This is a genomic window from Verrucosispora sioxanthis (assembly GCF_010560025.1).
In the GTDB taxonomy this organism is placed as follows: domain Bacteria; phylum Actinomycetota; class Actinomycetes; order Mycobacteriales; family Micromonosporaceae; genus Micromonospora; species Micromonospora palythoicola.
The window spans coordinates 180,818-204,374 of the sequence record NZ_SAIY01000007.1 but is presented as its reverse complement, the minus strand read 5'-3'; the positions used below and the strand labels follow the sequence as shown (position 1 = coordinate 204,374).

Annotated in this window: 26 protein-coding genes and 1 pseudogene; 16 read left to right on the top strand and 11 right to left on the bottom strand. The window is 72.3% G+C overall.

What is annotated here, in order from left to right; translation table 11 throughout:
- Positions 1 to 10: 10 nt before the first annotated feature.
- Positions 11 to 1,231: an arginine deiminase gene (locus ENC19_RS21080; protein ID WP_164448831.1), complete on the bottom strand. Its 1,221-nt coding sequence runs from the start codon at positions 1,229 to 1,231 to the stop codon at positions 11 to 13.
- A 163-nt stretch (positions 1,232 to 1,394) separates the two neighbouring features.
- On the opposite strand from ENC19_RS21080, the gene ENC19_RS21075 reads away from it, so the two are divergent.
- From ENC19_RS21075 to pheA, 4 genes are all read left to right on the top strand, one after another.
- Positions 1,395 to 2,135 (top strand): hypothetical protein, encoded by a 741-nt coding sequence (locus ENC19_RS21075; protein WP_164448830.1) that lies wholly within the window; start codon positions 1,395 to 1,397, stop codon positions 2,133 to 2,135.
- A 166-nt stretch (positions 2,136 to 2,301) separates the two neighbouring features.
- Entirely contained in the window at positions 2,302 to 2,760 is a 459-nt protein-coding gene (locus ENC19_RS21070; RefSeq protein WP_164448829.1) for a PAS domain-containing protein, read from the top strand.
- Positions 2,761 to 2,822: 62 nt separating this feature from the next.
- The gene (locus ENC19_RS21065) at positions 2,823 to 3,503 is read left to right on the top strand and encodes a hypothetical protein (RefSeq protein ID WP_309246258.1); all 681 of its coding nucleotides are present in this window, start codon (positions 2,823 to 2,825) and stop codon (positions 3,501 to 3,503) included.
- Positions 3,504 to 3,512: 9 nt separating this feature from the next.
- A complete protein-coding gene (gene pheA / locus ENC19_RS21060; protein WP_164448828.1) occupies positions 3,513 to 4,469 on the top strand; it encodes a prephenate dehydratase in 957 nt (318 codons plus the stop codon).
- Positions 4,470 to 4,543: 74 nt separating this feature from the next.
- On the opposite strand, the gene ENC19_RS21055 is transcribed toward pheA, so the two are convergent.
- The 3 genes from ENC19_RS21055 to ENC19_RS21045 form a co-directional block, all read right to left on the bottom strand.
- The gene (locus ENC19_RS21055; RefSeq protein WP_164448827.1) at positions 4,544 to 5,260 is read right to left on the bottom strand and encodes an AIM24 family protein; all 717 of its coding nucleotides are present in this window, start codon (positions 5,258 to 5,260) and stop codon (positions 4,544 to 4,546) included.
- Between the two features lie 68 nt (positions 5,261 to 5,328).
- The gene (locus tag ENC19_RS21050) at positions 5,329 to 5,673 is read right to left on the bottom strand and encodes a metallopeptidase family protein (RefSeq protein ID WP_216592783.1); all 345 of its coding nucleotides are present in this window, start codon (positions 5,671 to 5,673) and stop codon (positions 5,329 to 5,331) included.
- Between the two features lie 123 nt (positions 5,674 to 5,796).
- Positions 5,797 to 6,228 carry an OsmC family protein gene (locus ENC19_RS21045; RefSeq protein ID WP_164448826.1) on the bottom strand — a complete coding sequence of 144 codons (432 nt, stop codon included), beginning with the start codon at positions 6,226 to 6,228 and terminating at the stop codon, positions 5,797 to 5,799.
- Between the two features lie 157 nt (positions 6,229 to 6,385).
- On the opposite strand from ENC19_RS21045, the gene ENC19_RS21040 reads away from it, so the two are divergent.
- From ENC19_RS21040 to ENC19_RS21030, 3 genes are all read left to right on the top strand, one after another.
- Complete coding sequence (locus ENC19_RS21040; protein WP_164448825.1) at positions 6,386 to 7,093, top strand: hypothetical protein; 708 nt, start codon at positions 6,386 to 6,388, stop codon at positions 7,091 to 7,093.
- Positions 7,094 to 7,269: 176 nt separating this feature from the next.
- A complete protein-coding gene (locus tag ENC19_RS21035) occupies positions 7,270 to 8,091 on the top strand; it encodes an HAD family hydrolase (RefSeq protein WP_164448824.1) in 822 nt (273 codons plus the stop codon).
- Complete coding sequence (locus ENC19_RS21030; protein ID WP_164448823.1) at positions 8,091 to 8,903, top strand: HAD family hydrolase; 813 nt, start codon at positions 8,091 to 8,093, stop codon at positions 8,901 to 8,903. The genes ENC19_RS21035 and ENC19_RS21030 overlap by 1 nt, the downstream gene beginning before the upstream one ends.
- 48 nt (positions 8,904 to 8,951) lie before the next feature.
- On the opposite strand, the gene ENC19_RS21025 is transcribed toward ENC19_RS21030, so the two are convergent.
- On the bottom strand, positions 8,952 to 9,554 hold the full coding sequence (locus ENC19_RS21025; protein ID WP_164448822.1) for a bacterial proteasome activator family protein: 603 nt from the start codon (positions 9,552 to 9,554) through the stop codon (positions 8,952 to 8,954).
- A gap of 99 nt (positions 9,555 to 9,653) precedes the next feature.
- Here ENC19_RS21025 and ENC19_RS21020 point away from each other — a divergent pair, with 99 nt between their 5' ends.
- Both ENC19_RS21020 and ENC19_RS21015 read left to right on the top strand, forming a co-directional pair.
- Positions 9,654 to 10,451, top strand: a complete 798-nt coding sequence (locus ENC19_RS21020; RefSeq protein WP_164448821.1) for an alpha/beta hydrolase family protein — start codon at positions 9,654 to 9,656, stop codon at positions 10,449 to 10,451.
- A gap of 77 nt (positions 10,452 to 10,528) precedes the next feature.
- The gene (locus ENC19_RS21015) at positions 10,529 to 11,728 is read left to right on the top strand and encodes an ABC transporter substrate-binding protein (RefSeq protein WP_164448820.1); all 1,200 of its coding nucleotides are present in this window, start codon (positions 10,529 to 10,531) and stop codon (positions 11,726 to 11,728) included.
- 59 nt (positions 11,729 to 11,787) lie between these two features.
- On the opposite strand, the gene ddaH is transcribed toward ENC19_RS21015, so the two are convergent.
- Entirely contained in the window at positions 11,788 to 12,621 is an 834-nt protein-coding gene (gene ddaH, locus ENC19_RS21010) for a dimethylargininase (protein WP_348650310.1), read from the bottom strand.
- A 59-nt stretch (positions 12,622 to 12,680) separates the two neighbouring features.
- Here ddaH and ENC19_RS21005 point away from each other — a divergent pair, with 59 nt between their 5' ends.
- The 3 genes from ENC19_RS21005 (at position 12,681) to ENC19_RS20995 (ending at position 16,184) form a co-directional block, all read left to right on the top strand.
- A complete protein-coding gene (locus ENC19_RS21005; RefSeq protein ID WP_164448819.1) occupies positions 12,681 to 13,139 on the top strand; it encodes an Lrp/AsnC family transcriptional regulator in 459 nt (152 codons plus the stop codon).
- A 58-nt stretch (positions 13,140 to 13,197) separates the two neighbouring features.
- A complete protein-coding gene (locus ENC19_RS21000) occupies positions 13,198 to 15,111 on the top strand; it encodes a beta-propeller domain-containing protein (RefSeq protein ID WP_164448818.1) in 1,914 nt (637 codons plus the stop codon).
- Positions 15,112 to 15,227: 116 nt separating this feature from the next.
- Positions 15,228 to 16,184 (top strand): zinc-binding dehydrogenase, encoded by a 957-nt coding sequence (locus tag ENC19_RS20995; RefSeq protein WP_164448817.1) that lies wholly within the window; start codon positions 15,228 to 15,230, stop codon positions 16,182 to 16,184.
- A 6-nt stretch (positions 16,185 to 16,190) separates the two neighbouring features.
- Here ENC19_RS20995 and ENC19_RS20990 read toward each other — a convergent pair whose 3' ends face one another.
- The 3 genes from ENC19_RS20990 to mobA form a co-directional block, all read right to left on the bottom strand.
- Complete coding sequence (locus ENC19_RS20990) at positions 16,191 to 17,270, bottom strand: YbjN domain-containing protein (RefSeq protein ID WP_164448816.1); 1,080 nt, start codon at positions 17,268 to 17,270, stop codon at positions 16,191 to 16,193.
- Between the two features lie 83 nt (positions 17,271 to 17,353).
- A complete protein-coding gene (locus ENC19_RS20985) occupies positions 17,354 to 17,638 on the bottom strand; it encodes a DUF6457 domain-containing protein (RefSeq protein ID WP_164448815.1) in 285 nt (94 codons plus the stop codon).
- The gene (gene mobA, locus ENC19_RS20980; protein WP_164448814.1) at positions 17,635 to 18,282 is read right to left on the bottom strand and encodes a molybdenum cofactor guanylyltransferase; all 648 of its coding nucleotides are present in this window, start codon (positions 18,280 to 18,282) and stop codon (positions 17,635 to 17,637) included. Before mobA ends, ENC19_RS20985 begins: the two co-directional genes overlap by 4 nt.
- Positions 18,283 to 18,451: 169 nt before the next feature.
- Here mobA and fdhD point away from each other — a divergent pair, with 169 nt between their 5' ends.
- Positions 18,452 to 19,306, top strand: a complete 855-nt coding sequence (gene fdhD, locus ENC19_RS20975; RefSeq protein ID WP_164448813.1) for a formate dehydrogenase accessory sulfurtransferase FdhD — start codon at positions 18,452 to 18,454, stop codon at positions 19,304 to 19,306.
- An 18-nt stretch (positions 19,307 to 19,324) separates the two neighbouring features.
- On the opposite strand, the gene ENC19_RS20970 is transcribed toward fdhD, so the two are convergent.
- Together ENC19_RS20970 and ENC19_RS20965 are read right to left on the bottom strand one after the other, a co-directional pair.
- Entirely contained in the window at positions 19,325 to 20,035 is a 711-nt protein-coding gene (locus tag ENC19_RS20970; protein ID WP_164448812.1) for a GAP family protein, read from the bottom strand.
- 160 nt (positions 20,036 to 20,195) lie between these two features.
- A pseudogene (locus ENC19_RS20965) lies at positions 20,196 to 21,229 on the bottom strand (DUF4192 domain-containing protein).
- 150 nt (positions 21,230 to 21,379) lie between these two features.
- On the opposite strand from ENC19_RS20965, the gene ENC19_RS20960 reads away from it, so the two are divergent.
- From ENC19_RS20960 to ENC19_RS20950, 3 genes are read left to right on the top strand one after another with little or no spacing between them, the layout of a single operon-like run.
- Complete coding sequence (locus tag ENC19_RS20960; protein WP_235944964.1) at positions 21,380 to 22,294, top strand: fructosamine kinase family protein; 915 nt, start codon at positions 21,380 to 21,382, stop codon at positions 22,292 to 22,294.
- Positions 22,291 to 23,298, top strand: coding sequence for a GTP 3',8-cyclase MoaA (gene moaA / locus ENC19_RS20955; RefSeq protein WP_309246257.1), 1,008 nt, complete (start codon positions 22,291 to 22,293; stop codon positions 23,296 to 23,298). The genes ENC19_RS20960 and moaA overlap by 4 nt, the downstream gene beginning before the upstream one ends.
- Positions 23,295 to 23,549: a MoaD/ThiS family protein gene (locus ENC19_RS20950; protein ID WP_164448906.1), complete on the top strand. Its 255-nt coding sequence runs from the start codon at positions 23,295 to 23,297 to the stop codon at positions 23,547 to 23,549. Before moaA ends, ENC19_RS20950 begins: the two co-directional genes overlap by 4 nt.
- Positions 23,550 to 23,557: the final 8 nt, after the last annotated feature.

Here is a 23,557-nt window from a genome sequence, read left to right as displayed (position 1 = left end):
CACCCGCCGGTCATCCGGACCGGACCGGGCTGCGCTCCCGCAGCATCGGGCAGGACATGCAACGGGGGCCACCACGCCCCGAGCCCAGCTCCGAGCCGGCGATCGGAATGAGTTCGATGCCGGCCCGCTCCAACTGGGCGTTGGTCTCGACGTTGCGCTCGTAACCGACGCAGAGTCGGGGCGCGAGTGCCAGGGTGTTGTTGCCGTCGTCCCACTGCTCCCGTTCGGCGGTCACCGGGTCGAGCCCGGTGTCGATCACCCGTAGCCGGTCCAGGTCCATCGCATCGGCGGCGGCCCGCAGGAACGGCGACGGTCCGTCCACCCGCGGGTCCTCGCCGTCAGCGCCGGCGATGACGGTGTACGCCGACAGAGTGCTGGCCACGTTCGGGTACATCAGCACCGCGTCGGTGTCGACCATCGTGCAGATCGTGTCCAGGTGCATGGTGGCCCGTTCCTGGGCGATCGGTACGACGAGGATGGTGTGCGCCAGTCCGGCCGCGAAGACTCGCCGCGCGAGGCGTTCGGCACCGGCGGGAGTCGTCCGCTCACCGACACCGACGGCCAGCACCCCGGGTGCCAGCAGCAGCACGTCACCGCCTTCCAGGGGCTCCAGGCCCGGCCGGTAGACGAACTCGGTGCCGGCGAACCGGGGATGGTGGCGGTAGATGGCATCGGTGAGCGTGGTCTCCCGCCGCCGGGCGGGCATCGCCAGACTCGTCACGCCGACCCGGTCACCGATCCACAGTGACGAGTCACGGGTGAACAGCAGGTTGGGCAGCGGGTCGATGATGAAGTCGTGTCGGTCCATCAGGGTGTAGACGAGGCCACCTCGACGGTCCCGGCCTACCCGCAACTCCTCGTGGGCCAGTCCGGCCACGAGGACGCCGGCCAGCGCGGCCGGATCGAGGTACGCCAGGTGCGCGGCGACCCGGGCGCGCAGGGCGTCGCCGAGCCGGGGCGAGTCGAGCACCTCGGCGGTCAGCTCGTTCCGAGCGTCCGGCACGGCCAGCGTCTCGGTGAGCAGGTCGGTCAGGTAGAGCACCTCGACGCCGCGTTCCCGCAGGGCCCCCGCGAAGGCGTCGTGCTCCTCCTGCGCCCGGCCCACCCACGGGATAGCGTCGAAGAGCAGCGAGTCGTTGTTGCGCGGGGTGAGTCGGGCGAGTTCCGGCCCCGGCCGGTGCAACAGGACGGTGCCGAGCCGGCCGACCTCACTGTCCACGTAGTGGCTCACCCCCGCAGCGTAGGGCAGGGTTTGGCGGTATCCGGTAAAACAACCGTGGGTGAATATGGCATTCATCCACAGTCATTCCGGCGCTCCGGCTTGCCGACCACCGGGACTGGCAACGTAGGGTAGTGAGAACGTAACTTCGAGGGACCTTTTGCCGGAGGTCGCGATGACTGTCTTCCCCGCACGTCGAGCCGTACCGTCCGCCAGGGCGCTGCCGCCAGTGGCGGTACCGCACCCCCGGGTCGAGTCTCCCGGGGTGGTCGCGACTCCTCGTCCGTCTCCGTTGGAGTGGGCCCGCCGCCGCCGGGCGGAGCGCGGCGCGCGACGGCTGGAGGCGGCCGGCGCCCGCGCACTCGGTCAGCTCGACCACCTCGGGCCGGCCTGGCACGTCATCGACTGGCCCCGCACCGACGCGGCCGACGTCCTGCTCGACGACCCCGCGGACAACCGGGCCGGGTTCCTGGCCATCGGCCCGAGTGGGCTCTTCGCCGTCACCATCGCCGACCACGGCCGTGCCCGCGTTCTGGTCGCCGGTGACGTGGTGCAGATCAACGGCAAGCGCCCGCCGTACGTGGCCGAGGCCCGTCGCGACGCCCGACGGGCGAGCAAGGCGCTGAGCGAGGCCGTCGGTCATCCGATCCCGGTGACCCCGGTGCTCACCTTCGTGGGATCCGGGGTCATCAGCGTCTACGGCCTGCCCAAGGACTGCCTGATGGCGACCCACCGGGAACTCGACCGACTGCTGGTGGCCGGCGGGAACCGGATCAGCCCGGCCACCGCCGAGAAGCTGTCCCGGGTCGCGCAGCACCCCGGGACCTGGGGAAACGGTGGCTACCCACCCGCGGCCGACTACCGGTGGTACGAGGACGGCCGAATGGCCGCTGACAAGCCGGCCGGCCGCCGGTAACGTCAGCGGCGACGCCACGCGGCCGGGGCGGCCCAGCTTCCGCCGGCCCGCGCCGTCGCCGACCGGGCACTGATCAACACCGACGCAACCGTACTTCCAACGCGGTCGGCGGTCGCTGCCGCGACCGGCTAGCGTGGACGGATCGTCGGTGTGCATAGGAGGCTCGGTGGCCCACGTCGAACTCTCGCTCTCGGAAGTGTTCGCGCCCTCCGGGGGGACACCGACAGAGCCTGGGTGCGACAACATCAGCCGCTGGTCGGCCACGGTCTCCAGTGCCCACGAGCCCTGCCTGCTGATCGACGCCGAGACCCGGGTGCTGGCCGTCTCCGCCGCCGGTTGTGAGCTGCTCCAACTGGGCGCACCGGAGGACGTGATCGGTCTGCCGCTGCTCGACGGCGGGCTGCGACTGCTCGACTTCACCGCCTACCGGGGCGAGTTGGCCGAGCCCGAGATCGACAAGATTCCGCCGTTGCTGGCGCTCACCTCCGGCCGGCTGGCCCGTGGTCTGCTCCGGATCGAGGCGGCGACGGAGGACGTACCGGACGCCACGGTGGACGCGATCTCCACCCCCGTGGTCGCCGACGGCGCGGTGGCCGGCTCCCTCACGTTCTTCTCCGAGGTCTGACTTCCTCCTACCATGGGCTCGGCTCCCGCCACTGTCGTGTCTCCCGTCATGAGGACCACCCCGTGCCGCCCACCTCGCCGTTCCACGCCGTCCCCGGCCGGCCGACCACCGGCTTCCGGTCCGCTGCCGACGTGGCCCTCCGCCCCCGCCGACGGCACCGCCGACTGGTCGGTGTCACCGTGCTGGCCGCACTGCTGACCGTCGGATGCGGCGCGCCCCCGGAGGTACGCGACAGCGGCGGCCTGCCGACCCGGGTGCCGACCCGTACACCGAGCAGCCCGACCAGCCCCGCCACCCCGTCGTTCGGCGTACTCCCCGGTGCCGTGCCGACCACCCCCGCGACCGACCCCGGGCTGGTCGCGGTGGCCTGCACCGGGGAACCGTCCGCGAAGCGGATCATCGAGTTGGTGCGGGGTCGGCGTGGGCTGCTGCCCGGCAGCGCCCGGGTCAGCGTCGGCAACGGTCCGTTGTGTGCCGCCGACTGGCACCTGACCACCCTCGACGTGGCCGGCTACGAGCCGCTCCAGGTGGTCACCCGGGACCGAGCCGGAACCCTGCGCCTGGTGACCGCCGGCACCGACGTGTGCACGGCCGAGGTACGGGTCGCCAGTCCGCCCGGTATCCAGACGCTGGCCTGTGGCAGCGACGGCGGCGGCGTTCCGGTGCCGGTCCCCCCGCCGTCGCCGACGCCGTCGACCCCGTCACCCACGCCGTCGGGCTCGTCGCCGACTCCGGGTGCGTAGGCTGAGCACATGCCGGGAACGCCGCCGACCCGTTTCGTCTACCTCGGCCCCGAGGGCACCTTCGCCGAGCAGGCACTGCGTACCGTGCCGGCCGCCGAGCGGGGCAGCCGCACGTCGGCCCGCAGCGTCGGTGAGGCGCTGGAGGCGGTCCGCGCCGCCGAGGCCGATGCGGCTCTGGTGCCCCTGGAGAACTCGATCGGCGGCGCGGTCGGGGTCACCCTCGACGAGTTGGCCGAGGGAGAGCCGCTGGTCATCACCCGGGAAGTGATCCTGCCGGTGGAGTTCGTGCTCGGGGCACGCGCGGGAACCCCGCTGCCGTCGGTGCGCAGCGTCGCCGCCCATCCGCAGGCGTCCACCCAGTGCCGAGGTTGGCTGCGTACGCACCTGCCGGACGCGGTCGTGGTGGACGTGCTGTCCAACGGTGCGGCGGCAGCCGGCGCGGCCAACGGTGAGTTCGACGCGGCCATCTGCGCGCCGATCGGCGCGACCCGACACCGGCTCGCCGTCCTGGCTGACAAGATCGCTGATCATCCGGACGCGGTGACCCGCTTCGCGCTGGTGTCGAGGCCCGGGCCGCCTCCACCGCCCACCGGCGACGACGTGACGTCGCTCGCCGTCTACATCGCGCACGACCGGGTGGGCGCGCTGCTGTCCGTGCTGATGGAACTGGCGGTCCGGGGCGTCAACCTGACCCGGATCGAGTCCCGGCCCACGGGCGAGGCGCTCGGCCGATACGTGTTCTTCCTCGACTGCACCGGTCACGTCGCGGACGTGCGGATGGGCGAGGCGTTGCAGGGGCTGCGCCGAATCTGCGCCGACGTACGCTTCCTCGGCTCGTATCCCCGACACCGCTGGGACGGGTCGACCAGGGAGCGGCCGGTGGCCGCGCCGGCAGGTCCTTCCGACGCGGACTACACCGACGCCGCGGCCTGGCTCGCCCGGCTACGCGCGGGCGAGCTGACCTGAGCGTCCGGGCGCGCCGCCGGCCGGTGCAACCGGGTCTGGCTGCGCCGGCAGGCGTGAGCCGCCGTCCGGACCGGCTAGCGGAACAGGCCGCCGAGCACTCCGCCCTGGTCCTGCTGACCGCTGCCCATGATCGGTGGCTCCTCGGAGGGCTGGACGACGACGAAGCCGTGACCGGCGAAGCTCATCGTGTACGCCTCACCGGTGGTGCGACCGAGCAGCGTGCCGAGCCCGAGCTGGTCGGCCCGGTGGTAGCCGGTCTGCAGGCTCGCCGACCAGCAGACGGCGGCCTGCGGGTCGACGTAGGTGGGCGCGTCGACGTTGAGGACGACCGGCGTTCCCCGGGTGGTGACGGCGATCCTGCCGTGCCCGGTGAAGACGCAGTTGAACAGGCCGGACGAGGCCATGCCGGCCCCGCCGACCATCTTGATGTCGTAGCGGAGAGTGGCGTCGAAGGCGAGCACGCTCGAGCCGTTGATGGACAGGGCGTCGCCCGGCTCCAGGTCGATGACGTGCACATCCTTGGCGAAGTCGGCGAGGAAGACGTCGCCACGTCCGGTGAGTTTCATGAGCGGTACGCCCTCACCGGTGAGCTTCTGCTTGATGAAGTTGCCCAGTCCGCCGGAGCCGAGCGCCTGAAACTGCACCTGCCCCTGGTAGGCCACCATCGAGCCGACCCTGGCCATCGCCTCACCGTCGAGTTCGATCTTCAACATCTTGGAGTTCTGCAACCGCATGCCGGGTTGCGTCGACTCCTGCTCCAGATTCGCCGCCGAGAACAGCTCGCTGCGCATGATTCCTCCCGTACTCGCCGTACCTGGCCGAGACGGTAGGGCCGGCCCGCAACCCCGGGCGGCGGCCCTCAGCCCCAGCCCAGCTCATGCAGACGCGCGTCGTCGATGCCGAAGTGGTGGGCGATCTCGTGCACCACCGTGACGGCCACCTCGTCGACCACGTCCTCGTCGCTGGCACAGATGCGCAGGATCGGGTTGCGGTAGATGAGGATCCGGTCCGGCAGGACTCCCGCGTAGTCCCAGCCACGTTCGGTCAACGCGTGTCCCTCGTACAGGCCGAGCAGATCCTCCCCGGGCGGCGGGTCGTCCTCGACCAGGATCACCACGTTGTTCATCAGCGCCAGCAGTTCCTCCGGAACCTCGTCGAGCGCCTCCCCCACGAGCTCCTCGAACCGCTCCCGCCCCATCTCCACCGCCACGCCTCCATTCTTCCCCACCCCACCCGCGATCTTGCACTTCCGGTCGCCGCGAACCGGCACGGAAGCCGCGTACCGGAGACCGAAAGTGCAAGATCGACGCGGATGGGAGGGGGTTGGTCAGGAGGTGAGGCGGGTGGTGAGGGTGATCTCGGCGCCGGGCGAGAGCAGACGGGAGATCGGGCAGTTCTGCTTGGCGGTCTCGGCCAGCTTGGCGAACTGCGCCTCGTCGATGCCGGGCACCTCGCCGACGGTGTCCAGCTCGATCCGGGTCACGGTCATCCCGGCGTCGGTCTTGTCGAGGTGAACCTTCGCGGTGGTCTCCACGGAGGTGGGCGTCGTGCCGGCGTCGGCAAGCGCCTTGGAGAAGGCCATCGAGAAGCAGCCGGCGTGTGCGGCACCGATCAGTTCCTCGGGGTTGGTGCCCTCACCCTCCTCGAAACGGGACTTGAAGGAGTAGTTCCCCTCCAGCCCGCCCTTGCCGGTGCGGATGGTGCCGGACCCCTCGGTGAGGTTGCCCTGCCAGCGTGCGGAAGCGGTACGGATAGGCATGCACCTGACGCTAGTCCACCGACGGCCGGCAGGCGACCGACCACCGGTGGCCACGCGGTCGTTCCTCGGCGTCGCGTCCCGGCTGTGTCATGATGCGACCCGGACCCCGCGGCGCGGCGGACGCCCGGCGTCCCCGGCCACCAGGAGAGGGTGAGTGATGACCCACGACCTCCCCATCCCCCGTCAGGACGACCGTTCCGACGACGCCAGCGTCATCGAGTGGGGTGCGGAGGACGAGTCGCCGGCGACCGGCCGGTTCCGGCGGGCTCTCGGTGGCCTCGGCGGGGACCACCGGGTGCCGGTGCTGCTGGCCGGGCTCGGTGTGGCGGCAGCCCTGGCGTCGCTGCTCGGCGAGTGGTCGACGATCACCATCCCCAACGGCGGACCGGACCCGGAGACCCCGCTCCAGGTGACCAGCGGCGTCTCCGACCTCGGGCTGGGCTCGGCGTACCTGGTCGGGCTGCTCGCGCTCGGTGCGACGGTGGCCCTCGCGGTGCGGGGCACGGACCCCGTCCGGGCGAATGCCCGGGTGGCCGGACTGGCCCTCGCCGCGGGTGTGCTCGCGCTGCTGGCCACGACCGCGACGGCGCTCGACGACACCCTGGGACGGGGGATGTACCTGAACCCGGAACTGACCGTCGACGTCGAGTACGGCCGCGGCCTGATCGTCGCCTTCGTCGCCGTCGGGCTGTTCGCGGCCGCGCTCCTGCGGACCCCGTCCGGAGCGGCCGAAACCCGGCCAGGGGTGGACGGGCCGCGCCGGCGCCGCACGCCGCCGGACGCGGAGCAGGAGGGGGAACGCCCGCCTGCGGACATCACCGTCACACCGACGGTGCCCTTCGCCCGGGAGGCACCGCCCGACTGATCCACCGGCCCTGGTCGAGAGGTCATCTCCGGTGCGTCGCCCGTTGGCACCCGATTCGCCTGGAAGCCATGGTTGCGACCGGTTCTACGAGGTACGGTTGCTGCCCGCCGTCACGCCGGGTCGCCAATCGACGAGGTGAACGGCTGGTCGCGACGGCGGCGGGCGAAGGAGGAACGATGACCCGCCCGGGCCTGCCCAAGCTGATCGCCACCGACCTCGACGGAACGCTCGTCCGCAGCGACGACACCGTGTCGGCCTTCACCCACGAGGTCCTCGACCGGGTACGCGCCGCCGGTATCCCGGTGGTCGGCGCCACCGGTCGCGGCCCCCGGCTCACCGAACTGACCCGCAACGACATCCGCGCCGCCGACTTCCTCGTGCTGGCCGGCGGTGGCCGGGTGGTCGACCAGAGCGACCCGGACGGACCGGTGGTGCTCCGTGACGAACGCCTTTCCAGCGAGGTGCTGGCCGTCCTGCTGACCGAACTGGAGGCCGCGGTCGGCCCGCTGACGGTCATGGTCGAGGCATCGGACGAGCACGACGCCCCGCTCTGGGGTGACTACCACCCCGCCTGGCCCTATCAGGACGCGTTCGAGGTGCGCAGCCGCGCCGAGTGCCTCGCCGGTGACGTGATCAAGGCGTTCGCGCGTACCGCCGATCACCATGTGGACGAGTTGTTGGCCACCGCCCGCGGGATCGTCCCGCCACACCTCGCCACCCTCACCCAGGCTGGCCTGGGCTTCATCGAGATCTGCCCGCCCGGGGTGGACAAGGCTTCCGGGCTCAGTGTCATCGCGCAGACCCTCGGCGTGGACCCGGCGGAGGTTCTGGTCTTCGGCGACATGCCGAACGACCTGCCGATGTTCGAGTGGGCCGGCTGGGGGCGGGTGGCCGTGGCCAACGCCCACCCCAGCCTGCGCGCGGTCGCCGACGAGATCACCCTGCGCAACGACGACGACGGGGTAGCGATCTATCTCGACCGGCTACTGTCCCGGTGATGGACTCCACGCCGCACCTGGTCGCCACCGACATCGACGGGACACTCCTGCGCGACGACCGCACCCTCAGCGCCCGCACCGCCGCCGTGCTGGCCCGGGTCGCCGACCAGGGCACCCCGGTCGTGCTGGTCACCGGCCGGCCGATCCGCTGGCTCCGGCTGGTGTACGACCAGCTGGCCGCGCCGTTGCCGGCGATCTGCGCCAACGGCGCGGTGGTCTACGACCCGACCACCGACGAGGTGCTGCGGGCCGACCCGCTGGCCCCGGAACTGCTCGCCGAGGTGGTCCGCCGCCTGCGGGCCGAGGTACCCGGGGTGAGCCTGGCCGTGGAGATCGTCGACGGTCGGGAGATGCGTCACGAGGCGCACTACCCGTTGCGGTGGGACGCCGACGACGAGGCGATCCGGGCCGTGCAGACCGCCGAGGAGCTGTTGTCGGTGCCGGCCGTCAAACTGCTCGCGCGGGCCGGTGAGCAGGACCCTGACCGCTTCACCCGGCTGGTCGCCGCCGCCCTCGCCGGGCTCGCGGAGGCCACCCACTCGTCACACTCCGGGCTGGTGGAGATCTCGGCGGCGGGGGTCACGAAGGCCGCCGGCCTGGCCTGGTACTGCCACCGCATCAATGTCGCGGCGCCGGACGTGCTGGCCTTCGGCGACATGCCCAACGACCTGCCGATGCTCACCTGGGCGGGACGCGCTGTCGCGGTGGGGAACGCGCACCCGGACGTGCTGGCGATCGCCGACGAGGTAGCCCCGGCGAACTCGTCCGACGGTGTGGCCGCGTACCTGGAGAAGGTCTTCGGAGTGCGGTGAGTCGTCCCGGTGCGACGCGCGGCGAGCGCGACCGCACCGGGACGGTGGTCAGAGGTACTGGCCGGTGCTGTGTCCTTCGCCACTCGGCTGACCCATGCCGGGCATTCCGGGCAGCATCGCCCCGGCCGGACCGCTGGGCAGCGCCTGCCGGCCGGAACGCATCTGCTCCAGTTGCACCCGGGCCGCCATCTGCTGCGCGACCAGAGCTGCCTGGATGCCGTGGAACAGTCCTTCCAGCCAGCCGACCAGCTGGGCGTGGGCGATGCGTAGCTCGCCCTCACTCGGTGCCTGGTCCTCGGAGAACGGCAGCGAGATCCGTTCCAGTTCCTCGCGCAGCTCGGGGGCGAGTCCCTCCTTCAGCTCGACGATTGACCGTTGGTGGATCTCCCGCATCCGATGCCGGCTGGCGTCGTCCAGGGGAGCGGCCTTGACCTCCTCCAACAGCTGCTTGATCATGCTGCCGATCCGCATCACCTTGGCCGGCTGTTCGACCAGGCGCGACGGGTCCTCGCCAGGTCCGTCCTCGGTCTGCACGGTGCCGACGGGCCGGCCGTCCGGTCCGACCACCACCACGGTTCCGGACCGTCCGGCACCGTCCCGGTCGGGCTCGTCGTTCTGTCCAGCGGAGTGCGCTTCGGTCATGCCCTCCATCTTTACCCAGTGGCGCCCCGCCCTGCCCGCCGGCCCGCTGCCGCTGCCCCGGTCGGGCACCCATCCCCGGCAGGCCGTGAAGCGCGCTACCGTCGCCCGATGCCCTCCGATCCCCGGGCGGTGCTGACTCGCGCCGCGCCTGAACCGGACGTCACCGTCGCCTACGGCGAACACCCGGACCAGATCGCCGATCTGCGTCGCCCGGCCGGCTCCGGGCCGCCCCGGCCGCTGGTGGTGGTGGTGCACGGCGGTTTCTGGCGTGCGGAGTACGACCGGCGGCACACCGGTCCGCTGGCGAGCGCACTGGCCGCGCTCGGCTACCCGGTGGCCCAGTTGGAGTACCGGCGGACCGGGCAGCCCGGTGGTGGCTGGCCCGGCACCCTCACCGACGTGCTGGCGGGAGTCTCCGCGCTGCCCCGGTTGGCCGAGGCCGCCCTGTCGGACCGGATCGCCTCGACGCCGCCGCTGCTGCTCGGTCACTCGGCCGGCGGGCACCTCGCGTTGTACGCGGCGGCCCACGCACCCGGTGCCGTCGGCGGGGTGCTGGCCCTCGCTCCGGTCGCCGACCTGGCCGAGGCGTACCGGCTGGACCTGGACGCCGGTGCGGTGGCCGCGCTGCTCGGCGGCGGCCCGGCCGACGTGCCGGAGCGGTACGCGACGACGGATCCACGATCCCTGGTCCCCCTACGGCCACGCACGGTAGTGATGCACGGCACGCTGGATCAGCAGGTCCCCGTCGACCTGTCTCGAAGTTACGTGACGTCCGCCCGCGCCAAGGGAGCCGATATCCGCCTTATTGAGCTGCCAGATTGCGAGCATTTCGGTCTTATCGCCCCCGGCTCGTCGGCATGGCCGGAAGTTACCGCCGCGTTGCGGTCTCTGCACGAAGATCACTAGCCATTGACGCAGCGTCGCCGAGCAGGTAGAACGCCGAAGGGGCGGATGCGCCCGGCAACACATTCGAAGGGAACCCGGTGTCGCAGATGAACCGCAGGCGGGCACTCCAGCTGCTGGCCGCGATCGGTACGAGCGGACTCGTCGCCGGGTGCGGCTCCGACGCCGAGCCCGAGGTCACCAGCTCAGCGAGCCCGGTCAAGATCGGGCTCATCGCGCCACAGTCGGGTGCGGGCAAGGCCATCGGCGACGAACTCACCAACGGCTTCGAGCTGTACCTGGACCTGAACGACAGGCAGCTCGGCGGTCACCCGGTCGACCTGATCACGGCCGACGAGGGCGACAACGTCAAGTCCGGACAGGCCGCCGTCGAGGGACTGCTCAAGCAGGGCGTGCTCGCCCTGACCGGGGTGGCCAGCTCGGCGGTCATGTTCGGCATCCGGGACATCGTGGAGCAGGCCCGAGTCCCGTTGATCGGTTCCAACGCCTCCCCACCGAGCCTGCAGAGCGTCGTGTACATCTGGCGTACCTCGTACGTGCTCGACGAGGCGGGCCGGGCGCTCGGTCGCTACCTGAAGGACGAACTCACCGCCGCCGACCGGATCGCCACGATCCTGCCGGAAGGGGTCCTCGGCGTCGAGGACGTGCTACGTGGCTTCCGTGAGGAGTTCGGCGAATCCGACCCGCGGATCGCCTCCCCGGTGGTCTGGACCTCCGGCGACAGCAGTCCCAGCAGGACCGCCTACGTCTCGGACATCAACCGCGCGCTGGCCGGCAACCCGTCGGTCGTCTTCTGCTTCTACTCCGGCACGGCGGCCGTGGAGTTCATCATGCAGCTGCGTGACGCCGGGTTCCGCGGCCGGATCTACGCCCCCGGTTTCCTCACCGAAGGCTCGGTGCTAGAGGACATCCGGCCGACGAGCGACGCACTGGGCATCCGCACCGCCTTGAACTACTCCGCCGACCTCAACAACGCCGCCAACCGCCGATTCGCCTCGGCGTACCGCAAGAAGCACAACACCTCGCCGACCACGTACGCGATGGCCTCGTACGACGCGGCCAAGGTGCTCGACCAGGCGATCCGTCTCGCTGGCGAGGCACCCTCCCCGCAGCAGGTGAACCTCGCGCTGGGCCGGATCGGGCAGATCGACAGTCCACGCGGTGCCTGGCAGTTCAACCAGCCACGTACGCCGCAGCAGAAGTGGTACCTGCGCGAGGTGCAGCGCGACGGCCAGGTGGTGTCGAACGTGCTGGTCAACGAGTTGGCCACGCTCGGCTGAGTGGTGCAACGACACGAGGCCGTCCCCGGACAGGGACGGCCTCGTCGCTCGGTCTGGGCTCAGTACCGGAGCTCGGCGACGCAGCACTTCACGCTGCCACCGCCCTTCTTCAGCTCGGCCAGCTCCACCGGCACCGGGGTGTAGCCGGCCACCTTGAGCCGACCGGCGAGCCGGGTGGCCTCGCTGTTGAGCACCACGTTGGCGCCGTCGCTGACCAGGTTCAGCCCGAAGGCGAGGGCATCCTCGTCGTCCGCCAGCACCGCGTCCGGGAAGAGCTGGGCGAGCACCCGCTGACTGGCGGCGGAGAAGGCACCGGGGTAGTAGACGATGTTGCCGTCGTCGATCGAGGCGAGCGCCACGTCCAGGTGGTAGAAGCGCGGGTCGACCAGCCGCAGTGAGATCACCGGCCGGCCGAGTGCCTCCTGTGCCTCGGCGTGCGCCGGCAACTCGGTACGGAAGCCGTGCCCGGCCAGGATCAGCCCGCCGTGCGCCTCCGGCAGGTACGCGAAGTCGCCCTCGCCCTCGTTCGTCTCGTTCGGCGCGATGAACCGCCAGCCCTGCGACTCGTGGAAGGCCCGGTGCGTGGCCGCCTCGGCGGCCCGCTGCTGGTGCTTGAACTGTGCCCCGTAGACCGTGCCGTCGACCATGAACGCACCGTTGGCCGCGTAGACCATGTCGGGCAGACCTGGCTCCGGTACCAGCAGATGCACCTCGTGGCCGAGGTCGACCAGGGTCTCCCGCAGGCGGTCCCACTGCTTGACCGCCAGCTCCACGTCGACCGAGGCGGTCACGTCCATCCACGGGTTGATCGCGTACTCGACCGCGAAGTGCTCGGGGGAGCACATGAGATATGTCCGCTTTCGCGGCACGCGCTGCTGGTTCACGGTCACCAAGAGTAGGTAGGGTAGAACTTTGGTAACAGCCGCAAACATTGCTTCCCAGAGGCGGAACATTGCAGATCGACGCCGTTGACCAGCGAATCATTGCGTTGCTCGTCGCTGACGCCCGCGCCTCGTACGCCGACATCGGCACCCGGGTGTCGCTCTCGGCTCCGGCGGTGAAACGGCGGGTCGATCGACTGCGGTCCGCCGGCGTGATCCGGGGATTCACGGCCATCGTGGATCCGGCCTCGGTCGGCTGGACCACCGAGGCCTTCGTGGAGCTGTTCTGCGCCGGACGGACCACCCCGGCGCAGATCGGCGCCGCCGTGCGCCGTCATCCCGAGGTGGTCGGTGCGTACACCGTCTCCGGGGAGGCCGACGCCCTGGTGCACCTGCGGGCCGCCGACATCGCCCACCTCGAGGAGGCGCTGGAGCGGCTGCGGGCCGAGACGTTCGTGACCTCCAGCCGCAGCACCATCGTGCTCTCCCGGCTGGTCGAGTCTCCCGGAGTGGGCCCCTCCACCGGCTGAAACCGCAACAGCCCACCCGGGCTGGAACCGAACGCGGAGCCACCACGTCGAACCGGCCATGAAACGGGGAACCAAGGTCGCCACGGCGGGCGGGTCGCTTGTCGCGCTCGCTCTGCTCGCCGGCAGCATGACCGTGACGCAACCTCCGCCGACCGGACCCGACACCGCCGGAGCACCGATGGTGCCGGTCGGCCTGGTCTCCTTCGACTCCTGCGCCGACGCCCTCACGGAGCTGCGGGCGGCGGCCACCGCCTCGGTCGGCCCGTACGGCCTGCCCGGTGACGTGCTGAAGGCGGCGATCGGTGGCGCGGAGTCGGCGGCCCGTACCTTCGCCGGAGCGCCGGGAGACGCCGCCGGTCGAGACGCCGGGGCAGACTATTCGACGACAAACAACCACGAGGCCGGCGCCGACGAACCCGACCTGGTGAAGACCGACGGCCGACGGATCGTCACCGTCACCGGCGGGGTGCTGCGGGTGGTCGATCCGGTGAGCCGCCGCGTCACCGGCCGACTCGACCTGGCCGGCGGTCACGAGGAACTGCGCTGGCAGGACCACCGGCTGTTGCTGCTCGGCGACCGCGCGCTGGTACTCGGCGAGGCTCCGCCGCGTCCGGCCGACGCGCTGCGCTCGATCAGGCGTCCCGGCGGCGCCCGCCTGCTGCTGATCGGCCTGTCCGGCCGTCCCGTGGTGCTCGGCACGTACCGCATCCAGGGCAGCACCGTCGACGCCCGGCTGACCGGCGACACGGCCCGGGTCGCGGTCCGTTCGTCGGCCCGGCTGGAGTTCCCGCTGACGGCCGAGGGCACCGACCAGGTCCGCACCGAACGCAACCGCGAGGTGATCGCCCGGGCCGGTGTCGAGGCATGGCTGCCGGAGTACGAGTGGACCGCCGGACCGGAGCGGCACACCGGTCGGGTCGGCTGCGACCGGCTCAGTCGACCCGAGCGGATGACCGGCTGGTCCACCCTCACCGTGCTCAGCTTCGACCTCACCCGTGACCGGCTGGGCGACGGCGATCCGGTCTCGGTGGCCGCCGACGCCGACACCGTCTACGGCACGGCGACCAGCCTCTACCTGGCGGGTCCACGTCCGGAGCCAATCACCGGTAAGCCGCGCTGGCGGCCGTCGTCGGCCGAGCCGGTCACCGACATCTACCAGTTCGACACCGCCGCGCCGGGGCGTCCCCGCTTCCTGGCCGCCGGTTCGGTCCCCGGCCGACTGATCAACCAGTACGCGCTCTCCGAGTGGGCGGGACACCTTCGGGTGGCCACCACCACCGGCGAATTCCGGGACGACGGCAGCGAATCCGAGTCGGCGGTTCGGGTGCTACGCCGCGACGACGGGACGCTGCTGCCGGTCGGCGTGGTCGGCGGCCTCGGGCGGGGTGAGCGGATCTACTCGGTGCGCTACCTCGGCCCGGTCGCGTACGTCGTGACGTTCCGGCAGACCGATCCGCTCTACGCGCTCGACCTCGCCGACCCGGCCGCGCCCGTGGTCACCGGCGAGCTGAAGATCACCGGCTACTCCGCGTACCTGCACCCGCTGCCCGAAGGGCGCCTGCTGGGCGTCGGGCAGGAGGCCGACGCCCGGGGCAGGACCAAGGGCGTGCAGGTCTCGCTCTTCGACGTCCGTGATCCCGGCCGGCCGGACCGGCTGGACCAGTGGCACCTGCCCGGCGGGTGGTCCCACGCCGAGCACGACCCGCACGCCTTCCTGTACCGCCCGGACACCGGCCTGGTGGCGCTGCCGGTCGACGCCGGTGTCCGGCTGCTGCGGGTCAGCGGCGACACCGTCAGCGAGATCGGCGAGGTGACCCACCCGGTCGGCGGCGACAGCAGCCGGCGGCGGTGGGGCCCGCCGGTACGACGGTCCCTCGTGGTCGGCGACGTGCTCTGGACGGTCTCCGAGGCGGGCCTGCGCGCCACCGACCCGGCGTCGGCCCGGAGCCTCGCCTGGATCGCCGCAACCTGAACTTTCCTCCCGCGCGGGTGGGGCCCGGTTTCTCGGGGTTTCCGGGCCCCACCCGCCTTGACCTCAACCACGCTTCAACTGGTCGACTCGGCGGGAAGCGGCGGTTAGGGGGAGACATGCAGGCGGTGTGGATCCATGAGTTCGGCGGTCCGGAGAAGCTGGTGCCGGGTACCGCACCCGATCCCGTGCCCGGACCGGGACAGGTGCTGATCGACGTGGTGCACGCGAACATCACCTTCGTGGAGACCCAGTTCCGGGCGACCGGCTTCGGCCCGTCCGGCGCGACGCTGCCGGTGATCCCGGGCAACGGCGTCGGCGGTCTGATCAGCGGCATCGGGCCGGGTGTCGACCCGGACCTGGTCGGCCGACGGGTGGTCAGCGGCACCGGCGGCTCCGGCGCGTACGCCGAGCGGGTCGTCGTGGACGCGGCGCTGCCGGTTGCGGTGCCGGACGGGCTGCCGCTCGACCAGGCGGTGGCCCTGCTCGCCGACGGTCGTACGGCCTTGATGCTCGCCGAGGCGGCCGAACTCCGGTCGGGCGACCGGGTGCTGGTCGAGGCCGCCGCCGGTGGGGTGGGCAGCCTGCTCGTCCAGCTCGCCGCAGCCGCCGGAGCACGGGTGGTCGGCCTCGCCGGCGGTACCCGCAAGGTAGCCCTGCTGCCTCCGCTGGGCACCGAGATCGCCGTCGACTATCGGGAGCCGGACTGGGTCGGGCGGGTACGGTCGGCGACCGGTGCCGTCGACGTGGTCTTCGACGGGGTCGGAGGCCCGATCGGGCGGGACGCGTTCGACCTGCTCGACCGGGACGGGCGGATGTTCAGCTTCGGGCTGGCCAGCGGTGAGTGGGCGGGCATCGACGCGCGGGTCGCCGCCGAGCGGGGCGTGACGCTGGTCCGGCCGACGCCGACCCCCGCCCAGCTGCGGGCGTACACCGAGCGGGCGCTGGCGGAGGGTGCGGCCGGGCGGCTGCGCGCGGTGATCGGCCAGCGTTTCCCGTTGGCTCGGGCGGCCGAGGCGCACGCGGCCATCGAGGCCCGGTCGACGGTCGGCAAGACCCTGCTCGACGTGCGCTGACCACCCTCAGAGGTACATGCCGGTGCGGTGCTCGCCGCGTCCCGGCTTGTCTCCCTCGCCGAAGAACCGCTTGCCGCCGAACTCGCCGTGCAGGCGGTCGTCCAGCTCGTCCGCGAGCCCGGTCATCACCTGCACCGCGAGCATCAGGTGCGTCGGCTGGAAATTGCGCCCGAAGACCGGGATCGACGCCCACACCGTGTCGTCGGCACAGTAGAGGCGCCCGATCGGCATCCGGTTGGTCAGCTCGGAGAGCTTCACGTACAGCCGCTCGGTCGGCTCGACCTCGGTCAGCACCGGCGAGAAGACGTCGACGAGCGGCGGATTGTCCCGCACCCGGACGAAGACCATCGCCGAGCCGGCCCGGATGTTGATGTCGCCGTCGGAGTCGACCTGGAGCCGGTCGGAGTCCGACTTGAGCATGGTCGAGACGACCGTGCGTACCCGCTCGGCCAGATCCAGCACCTCGGTATCGGCATCGGCCTCGTCGGTCGCCGCCAGTGCCTTCTCCAGCTCGGTGCCGATCTCACGGGCCAGGTTCACCTCGCTGCGGGCCGTCCCCAACGCCTTGCCGGGGATCGGCTCGCCCTCGCCGTCGGCGATCGCGTACACGAGAAACGCCGGGTGCGGGGCACCGTAGATGTCGCGCAGGGTACGGGAGAGCAGCGCGGCCAGTCGGGTGGCTTCGTCCGCCGTGGCGTCCAACCCGAAGTGGTCCCCCGAGCCGTCCACCACACCCGGCGGTGACCAGCCCAGCGCGACCATGTCCGCGACCGCCGACCGGTCCAGCCGGTACCCCTGCGGCAGCGCGGCGTTGCCCACCGCCCGGGCGGCGAACCGGCCGTCGCTGCGCACCTCGACGTAGACGGAGTAGACGGCGTCGTCGGTGCCGGAGGCGGTCGGGTCGAGGGTCAGTGCCACCTCCGCGCCCGGCGGCAGGGTGGACAGCCGCTCCGCCAACGCCCGGGCGAAGTCCCGCCACGCCTCGGTCACCTTCGCCCGCAGGTCGGCCGTGCTCGGCTCGTCGAGCAGGATCGACTCGTGGTGCACCGGCGTGCCGGGCGGTGCCGAGGGGTGGTCAGCCGTCATGATCGCCTCCGTCCGTTCCGGTCACCCTACCCAGCAGGCCGCCGGGACGGATCAGCCCGGACCGTGATCGGACAACGCGGCCGTCAACCGTGGTCGGGGCCGGCCGGGTCCGCCCGCGGGTGCGGATCGCCGCCCAGTTCCACCGGCCAGCTGGCGGCCAACCCGGCGAGCCGGGCCACGGCCACGGCCGGATCAGCGCCGCGCCCGACGGCCAGACCGAGCAGGTACGCGGAGACCGGCGCACCGGGTCGCAGCACCTGGTGAGCCACGTCGCGGGCCAGATCCAGCACGGTCGGCACCGGCACCTCCGCGGGATCGAGACCGAGCTCCGCACAGGCGGCCGTGACCCAGTCGTCCAGCACCGTCATCGTGTCCACTCCTCCGCCCGCCGTAGGTCACGCTCAGTGTCGCAGTCGAACCAGGGCTCCGGGCCGGCACCGTGCCACGTCACCTCGCGCACGGTGAGGCCGGCGAGCAACTCCCGCAGCGGCGCACCGGCCACCGCACCGCCGCGTCGAACGGTGAGTCGATCGACGGCCGTCCGCAGGGCCGCTGACCGCCACACCCCGCACAGCGTCTGCCGTCGCCCCGACCGGTCCACGTAGCAGGCTCCGTCGACCGTCACCGTCCCCGGCCCTCGCCTGCTCGCCGGCTCGGCGGACCGGGGACGGTCGACGCCGTGCAGGTGGTCCAGCAGGTCGCCGACGGCGTCCCGGGTCAGCAGGGGCAGGTCGGCGGCGAGCAGGGCGACGACGGGTACCTCCGGGTCGAGCAGGGCCAGCCCGGCCGCGACGGCGGCCACCGGTCCGCCGCCCGGTGGCGTCTCCCGGGCCAGCCGAACTCCGGTGATCGCCGGTCCGGGGCCGACCAGGATGCGGGGCGACGCGTCGGCCACGGCGGTCAGCACCCGCTCGCGCATCGGCACCCCGCCGACCGGTAACACCGGCTTGTCCCGCCCGCCCATCCGACGCCCCGCCCCACCGGCGAGCACCACCGCCGCGTACGCCGTCATGCCGCCACGCTAGCCGCCCGCACGCCCCCGGAGGAGCCGACGGCGGCAGGCATGGTGGCCAGCCCCTGTCGAGCTGAACGCACGGACGAATCATCCGCGCGGCGCAACCGGCGCATCCTGGCCGGGGCGGCGTGCCGCAGGTCGGGTGACCCGAGGCAGGATGGATGACGTGGGACGGGCCTCGGATCGACGTCATGTGGTGCGGGTGGATCTGGACGCGGCCGAGACCGGCCGACGCCGGGTGCGGCGACCGGACACGCTCGCCGCGGAGGAGCCGTTGGAGATCCGGGTCGGTTCCGCCGGACCTGGGCGTCGTCCGCCGCTGACCGTCACCATGCGTACCCCGGGTGACGATCTCGACCTGGCGATCGGTTTCCTGTTCAACGAGGGTCTGATCCGCTCCGCGGACGACGTGTCCACCGCGCAGCTGTGTGCCGGCACCGACACCCCGAACACCTACAACGTGGTCGACGTGACCCTGGCGCCCGGGGTACCGGACCCGGTGACCGACCCGACCCGGCACTTCCCCACCACAAGCGCCTGCGGGGTGTGCGGCAAGGCGAGCATCGACGCGGTCCGTACCCGGTCGCGGTACGACGTCGGCGACGACCCGCTCAGCGTGCCGGCGGAGCTGTTGGCCGAGTTGCCGCAGCGGCTGCGGGCCGGGCAGCGGGGCTTCGACCGCACCGGCGGTCTGCACGCGGCGGGCCTGTTCTCCACGGCCGGCGAGCTGGTGGTGCTGCGCGAGGACGTGGGTCGGCACAACGCGGTCGACAAGGTGGTGGGCTGGGCGGTACGCGAACATCGGCTGCCGCTGACCGGGCAGGTGCTGCTCGTGTCGGGTCGGGCCAGTTTCGAGCTGACCCAGAAGGCGTGGATGGCGGGGGTGCCGCTGCTCGCCGCGGTGTCGGCACCGAGCACCCTCGCGGTCGACGTGGCCGCTGAGGCCGGAATGACCCTGGTCGGGTTCCTGCGGGGGCGGACGATGAACGTCTACACCGGCGGGCACCGGGTCGCCGACTGACCGCGTCCCGGCCCACCGTCAGCGGTTGGCCAGCATCTCGAACAGCTCCAGCCGGGCCGCGGCGTCCCGAGCGATCAGGAAACCCGCGATGCCCAGCACCCAGCCGAGCATGCTGCCCGAGGAGCGGACGATCCACGCGTTGAGCCGGGCGAGCACCGGCTCGACAAGCCTCGGCCAGGCCACCCGGGCGCCCAGCAACAGCATCGCCGGCAAGACCATGACCAGGCAGTAGCCGACGAGCAGCGCCATGCTGGTGGGCACCGCCAGGCCGGAGGTGGCGAGTAGACCCAGCGCGCCGAGGTACGGCAGCATCGTCGCCACCTCGGCCAACGCGGCGAACAGCGCCAACCCCACCAGCCAACGCGACGACGAGTCACCGGCGGTCACCCGGTCCCGCCAGCGCAGCACCCGACCCGTACCGGCACCCCGCTTGCCGTCGTACCGGAAGCTGAGCACGAGCAGGCCGACGCCGAGCACCAGCTGACCCCAGAGCACCAGCCGGTTGTCCAGCGCACCGCCCAGCAGCTCAGCCAAGCCGCTACCACCGAAGTACAGCAGCAACCCGACCACGAAGTAGATGCCGGCGATGGTGCCGAGGTAGATCATCACCCGCCGGACGCTCACCGGCCCCGGTGCCAGCAGCAGCCACACCGGGATGAACAGGGTGCCGATGCTGGTGCTGTCCACCAGCGCCAGCCCGGCCAGGGACAGCAGCAGGGCAAGGCTCATGCCGTACCAGGAGCAATCTCGGGCATGCGGCGATTATCCGGCACCGCCGCCAGGGCGGTGACCCCGCCGATCGCCCGCGTCGCCACCGCCCTGGACGGTAGCGCCGGCGTCGAGCAGACGCCGCCGACACCTGCCGGTTGGGCTCTGTTCGGGGAGCCGGTCATCGAGGACGCCGTCGTGCGCGCCGCCGCGCCCGACGCCGCGCTCTCGGCAGACCGGTCGCCGGCCAGCCGTCCAGCCGGGACGGTGGCACTCCCGGCGGAGCAGGTCGTCCAGCAGCACGGCGAGCGAGTAGTCCGGATGGTCGGTCAGCACCCGCTCCAGGGCCACCGCCGCCAACGCGCCCTGCCCGTCCCGCCAGGCGGCGAACGCGAGCAGGAGCCCGGGGCGGCGATCAGCTCCGGCGCGGCGCGGCGCAGCACCTCGGCCCAGAACGCGATGTCCTCGTCCCGGCCGTCGGTGCGCTCCCAGGCGTGGTCGCGTACCGGCAGGTGGGTGAGGAGCAGGCAGAGCCAGGCCAGCTCGTCGTCGGTCAGCCGCTCACCAGCACGGTGGCGCCGCACCGTGGCCCGCAACGCCGCCGTGCCGGCCGCCCGTGGGCCGGGCACCGAGCAGGTCGGCGGCGGGCGCGGTGGCCAGCAGGTCGGTGAGACGTTGCTCCGCCTGCTCGACCGCCACCCGCATCGCCTCCCCACCGACCGGAGCCACCTGTGCGGCGAGGGCCGCCCGGTCGGGCAGGGCAACCTGTCCGGCGAAGACCGCCGCCGCCGGCACCGCGCTGGACTGCGGGTCGTAACGGGTGCCCTCCGGCGGGCAGCACTCCGGCTCGGTGCAGAGGTAGGACCACCACCGCCCGTCGGTGACCCGCAGCGCGTCGAGCACGGCCAGCCCGGCCTCGGCCAGCGCGGCCCGGACCGCGTCCACCGCCGGGGTCACCCGGGTGGCCGGACCGTACCCGACGACGGTGGCCGAGTCGGCACCCTGTCGGGCGGTCACCGCGGCGATGTGCTGACCGGGCTCGTAGGGGTCGGCGTCGCCGGGCAGGTCGCCGCGCGCCGCGAAGACGATCCGCTTACCGGACAGCGCCACCACCACGATGCTGTCGGTGGGATGGAAGCCGAGCAGGTACGGCACGGCGGCGATGAGGTCGGCGGGAGAGCGTACGGACAGTCGGGGCAGCTCGGTCGAGTTCATGCAGGCAGCCTGCGAGCCCGGCATCCCGCGCCGCTGCCCCTGTGGACGACACGCCACTTATCCACAGTTACACAGAGTGTTCTCGCTGCTCACCAGGAATCGGCGGCCGTCGGGAAGTGGAAGCCGTCCCGTTGGCGATACGTTGCGGGGATGGATCTGGCGTACCTGCGGGCGCATCCCGAGCAGTTGCCCACCTTCCTGACCCATCAGCGGATCCGGGAGACGCCGGTGTCCGGCGGCGACATCTGTGCGGCTTCCCGGTTGACCCTGGACGACGGTCACTCGGTGTTCGCGAAGTCCTGGCCGGAGCACGCGGATCGGCCGGTGCCGGAGGGATTCTTCGCCGCGGAGGCGGCCGGGCTGCGGTGGCTACGCGAGGCCGATGCGGTCGCCGTACCGGAGGTGCTGGTCGCGTTGCCGCAGTTGCTGGCCCTTCAGTGGATCGAGCCGGGGGAGCCGAGCCCGGCGGCGGCCGACCGTCTCGGGCGGGAGTTGGCCGGACTGCACCGGGCTGGTGCCGACGCGTTCGGCGCTCGGTGGCCCGGGTTCATCGGCGCGCTGCCGGCGGACAACACGCCGGACGACGGCCCGTGGCCGGAGTGGTTCGCTCGGGCCAGGCTGCTGCCCTACCTGCGCCGATCGGTCGACGGTGGAGCCCTCACCAGCGCCGACGCGGCCCTGGTCGAGCAGGTCATCGCCCGGGTCGACGAGTTCGGCGGTGACGAGCCACCCGCCCGCATCCACGGTGACCTCTGGCCGGGCAACCTGCTCTGGGGTGACGACGACCGGGTCTGGCTGGTCGACCCGGCGGCGCACGGTGGGCACCGGGAGACCGACCTGGCCCAGTTGGCGCTCTTCGGCGGCCCGCCGCACCACGACCGGATCATGGCGGCGTACCAGGAGAGCTGGCCGCTCGCCGACGGATGGCGGGCCCGGGTGCCGCTGCACCAGCTGCACCTGCTGCTCGTGCACACCGCGCTCCTCGGTGCCGCGTACCGCGATTCGGTAACCCGCAGCGCCCGGGACGCCCTGAACGGGGTCGGTCGCGCTACCGTCGACCAGTGAGCCTCCCCCCGCCCACCGGCCTCGTCGACCGGTACGGCCGCGTCGCCCGAGACCTGCGGGTGTCGCTGACCGACAAGTGCAACCTGCGCTGCACCTACTGCATGCCCGCCGAGGGGCTGCCCTGGCTGGCCGGGCCGCACCTGCTCACCGACGACGAGGTGGTCCGGCTGATCCGGGTCGCGGTGTGCCGGCTCGGGGTCGACGAGGTGCGGTTCACCGGCGGTGAACCGCTCATCCGTCCCGGTCTGGTCGGCATCGTCGAAGCCGTCGCGGCCCTCGACCCGCGCCCCCGGATCTCGCTCACCACGAACGGCATCGGCCTGGACCGACTCGCCCCCGCGCTGCGCGCCGCCGGACTGGACCGGGTGAACGTCTCGCTCGACACGCTGGACCGGGAACGCTTCACCCGACTCACCCGTCGGGATCGGCTGGCCGACGTGCTGGCCGGTCTGGCCGGCGCGGCCACCGCCGGGCTGACGCCAGTCAAGATCAACGCCGTGTTGATGCGCGGTGTCAACGAGGACGAGGCACCGACGCTGCTGCGCTTCGCCCTCGACCACGGCTACGAGCTGCGGTTCATCGAGCAGATGCCGCTGGACGCGCAGCACGGCTGGGATCGCGCCGCCATGGTGACCGCCGACGAGATCCTGGCCGCGCTGCGTGCCGCGTACGACCTCAGCCCGGACCCGACCGAACGCGGCACCGCGCCCGCCGAGACCTGGCTGGTCGACGGCGGCCCGGCCCGGGTCGGCGTGATCGGCACGGTGACCCGGCCCTTCTGCGGCGACTGCGACCGGACCCGGCTCACCGCCGACGGGCAGATCCGCAACTGCCTGTTCGCCACCGAGGAGTCGGACCTGCGCGGTGCGCTGCGGGCCGGAGCCGACGACGAGGAACTGGCCCGCCGCTGGCGGGCGGCGACGCTGGGCAAGCGGGCCGGGCACGGCATCGACGACCCGTCCTTCCTGCAACCGACCCGGCCGATGTCGGCCATCGGAGGCTGACCGTGGCGAGCGTCACCGTCCGCTATTTCGCCGGGGCCCGGGCCGCGGCCGGCCGCGCCGAGGAGACCACCACCGCTGGTCGGTCGCTCGACGAACTGGTGGCCGAGCTGGCCGAGCGGCACGGCGGCCGGTTGGCACCGGTGCTGGCGGTGTCGAGTTTTCTGATCGACGGCGTGACCTGTCATGATCGGCAGAAGCCGCTGCCGGCCGGGGCGACGATCGACGTCCTGCCTCCCTTCGCCGGCGGCTGAGGGGGAGC

Bases quoted from the DNA above. Each gene is read 5' to 3' on its own strand.
- ENC19_RS20960 (WP_235944964.1), top strand. From the start codon at position 21,380: ATGGATCTGGCGTACCTGCGGGCGCATCCCGAGCAGTTGCCCACCTTC.
- mobA (WP_164448814.1), bottom strand. From the start codon at position 18,282: ATGACGGCGTACGCGGCGGTGGTGCTCGCCGGTGGGGCGGGGCGTCGG.
- pheA (WP_164448828.1), top strand. From the start codon at position 3,513: ATGCCGGGAACGCCGCCGACCCGTTTCGTCTACCTCGGCCCCGAGGGC.
- ENC19_RS21045 (WP_164448826.1), bottom strand. From the start codon at position 6,228: ATGCCTATCCGTACCGCTTCCGCACGCTGGCAGGGCAACCTCACCGAG.
- ENC19_RS21020 (WP_164448821.1), top strand. From the start codon at position 9,654: ATGCCCTCCGATCCCCGGGCGGTGCTGACTCGCGCCGCGCCTGAACCG.
- ENC19_RS20990 (WP_164448816.1), bottom strand. From the start codon at position 17,270: ATGACGGCTGACCACCCCTCGGCACCGCCCGGCACGCCGGTGCACCAC.
- ENC19_RS21025 (WP_164448822.1), bottom strand. From the start codon at position 9,554: ATGGAGGGCATGACCGAAGCGCACTCCGCTGGACAGAACGACGAGCCC.
- ENC19_RS20995 (WP_164448817.1), top strand. From the start codon at position 15,228: ATGCAGGCGGTGTGGATCCATGAGTTCGGCGGTCCGGAGAAGCTGGTG.
- ENC19_RS20985 (WP_164448815.1), bottom strand. From the start codon at position 17,638: ATGACGGTGCTGGACGACTGGGTCACGGCCGCCTGTGCGGAGCTCGGT.
- ENC19_RS21055 (WP_164448827.1), bottom strand. From the start codon at position 5,260: ATGCGCAGCGAGCTGTTCTCGGCGGCGAATCTGGAGCAGGAGTCGACG.
- ENC19_RS21035 (WP_164448824.1), top strand. From the start codon at position 7,270: ATGACCCGCCCGGGCCTGCCCAAGCTGATCGCCACCGACCTCGACGGA.
- ENC19_RS21000 (WP_164448818.1), top strand. From the start codon at position 13,198: ATGAAACGGGGAACCAAGGTCGCCACGGCGGGCGGGTCGCTTGTCGCG.
- ENC19_RS21030 (WP_164448823.1), top strand. From the start codon at position 8,091: ATGGACTCCACGCCGCACCTGGTCGCCACCGACATCGACGGGACACTC.
- ENC19_RS20970 (WP_164448812.1), bottom strand. From the start codon at position 20,035: ATGAGCCTTGCCCTGCTGCTGTCCCTGGCCGGGCTGGCGCTGGTGGAC.
- ENC19_RS21040 (WP_164448825.1), top strand. From the start codon at position 6,386: ATGACCCACGACCTCCCCATCCCCCGTCAGGACGACCGTTCCGACGAC.
- ENC19_RS21075 (WP_164448830.1), top strand. From the start codon at position 1,395: ATGACTGTCTTCCCCGCACGTCGAGCCGTACCGTCCGCCAGGGCGCTG.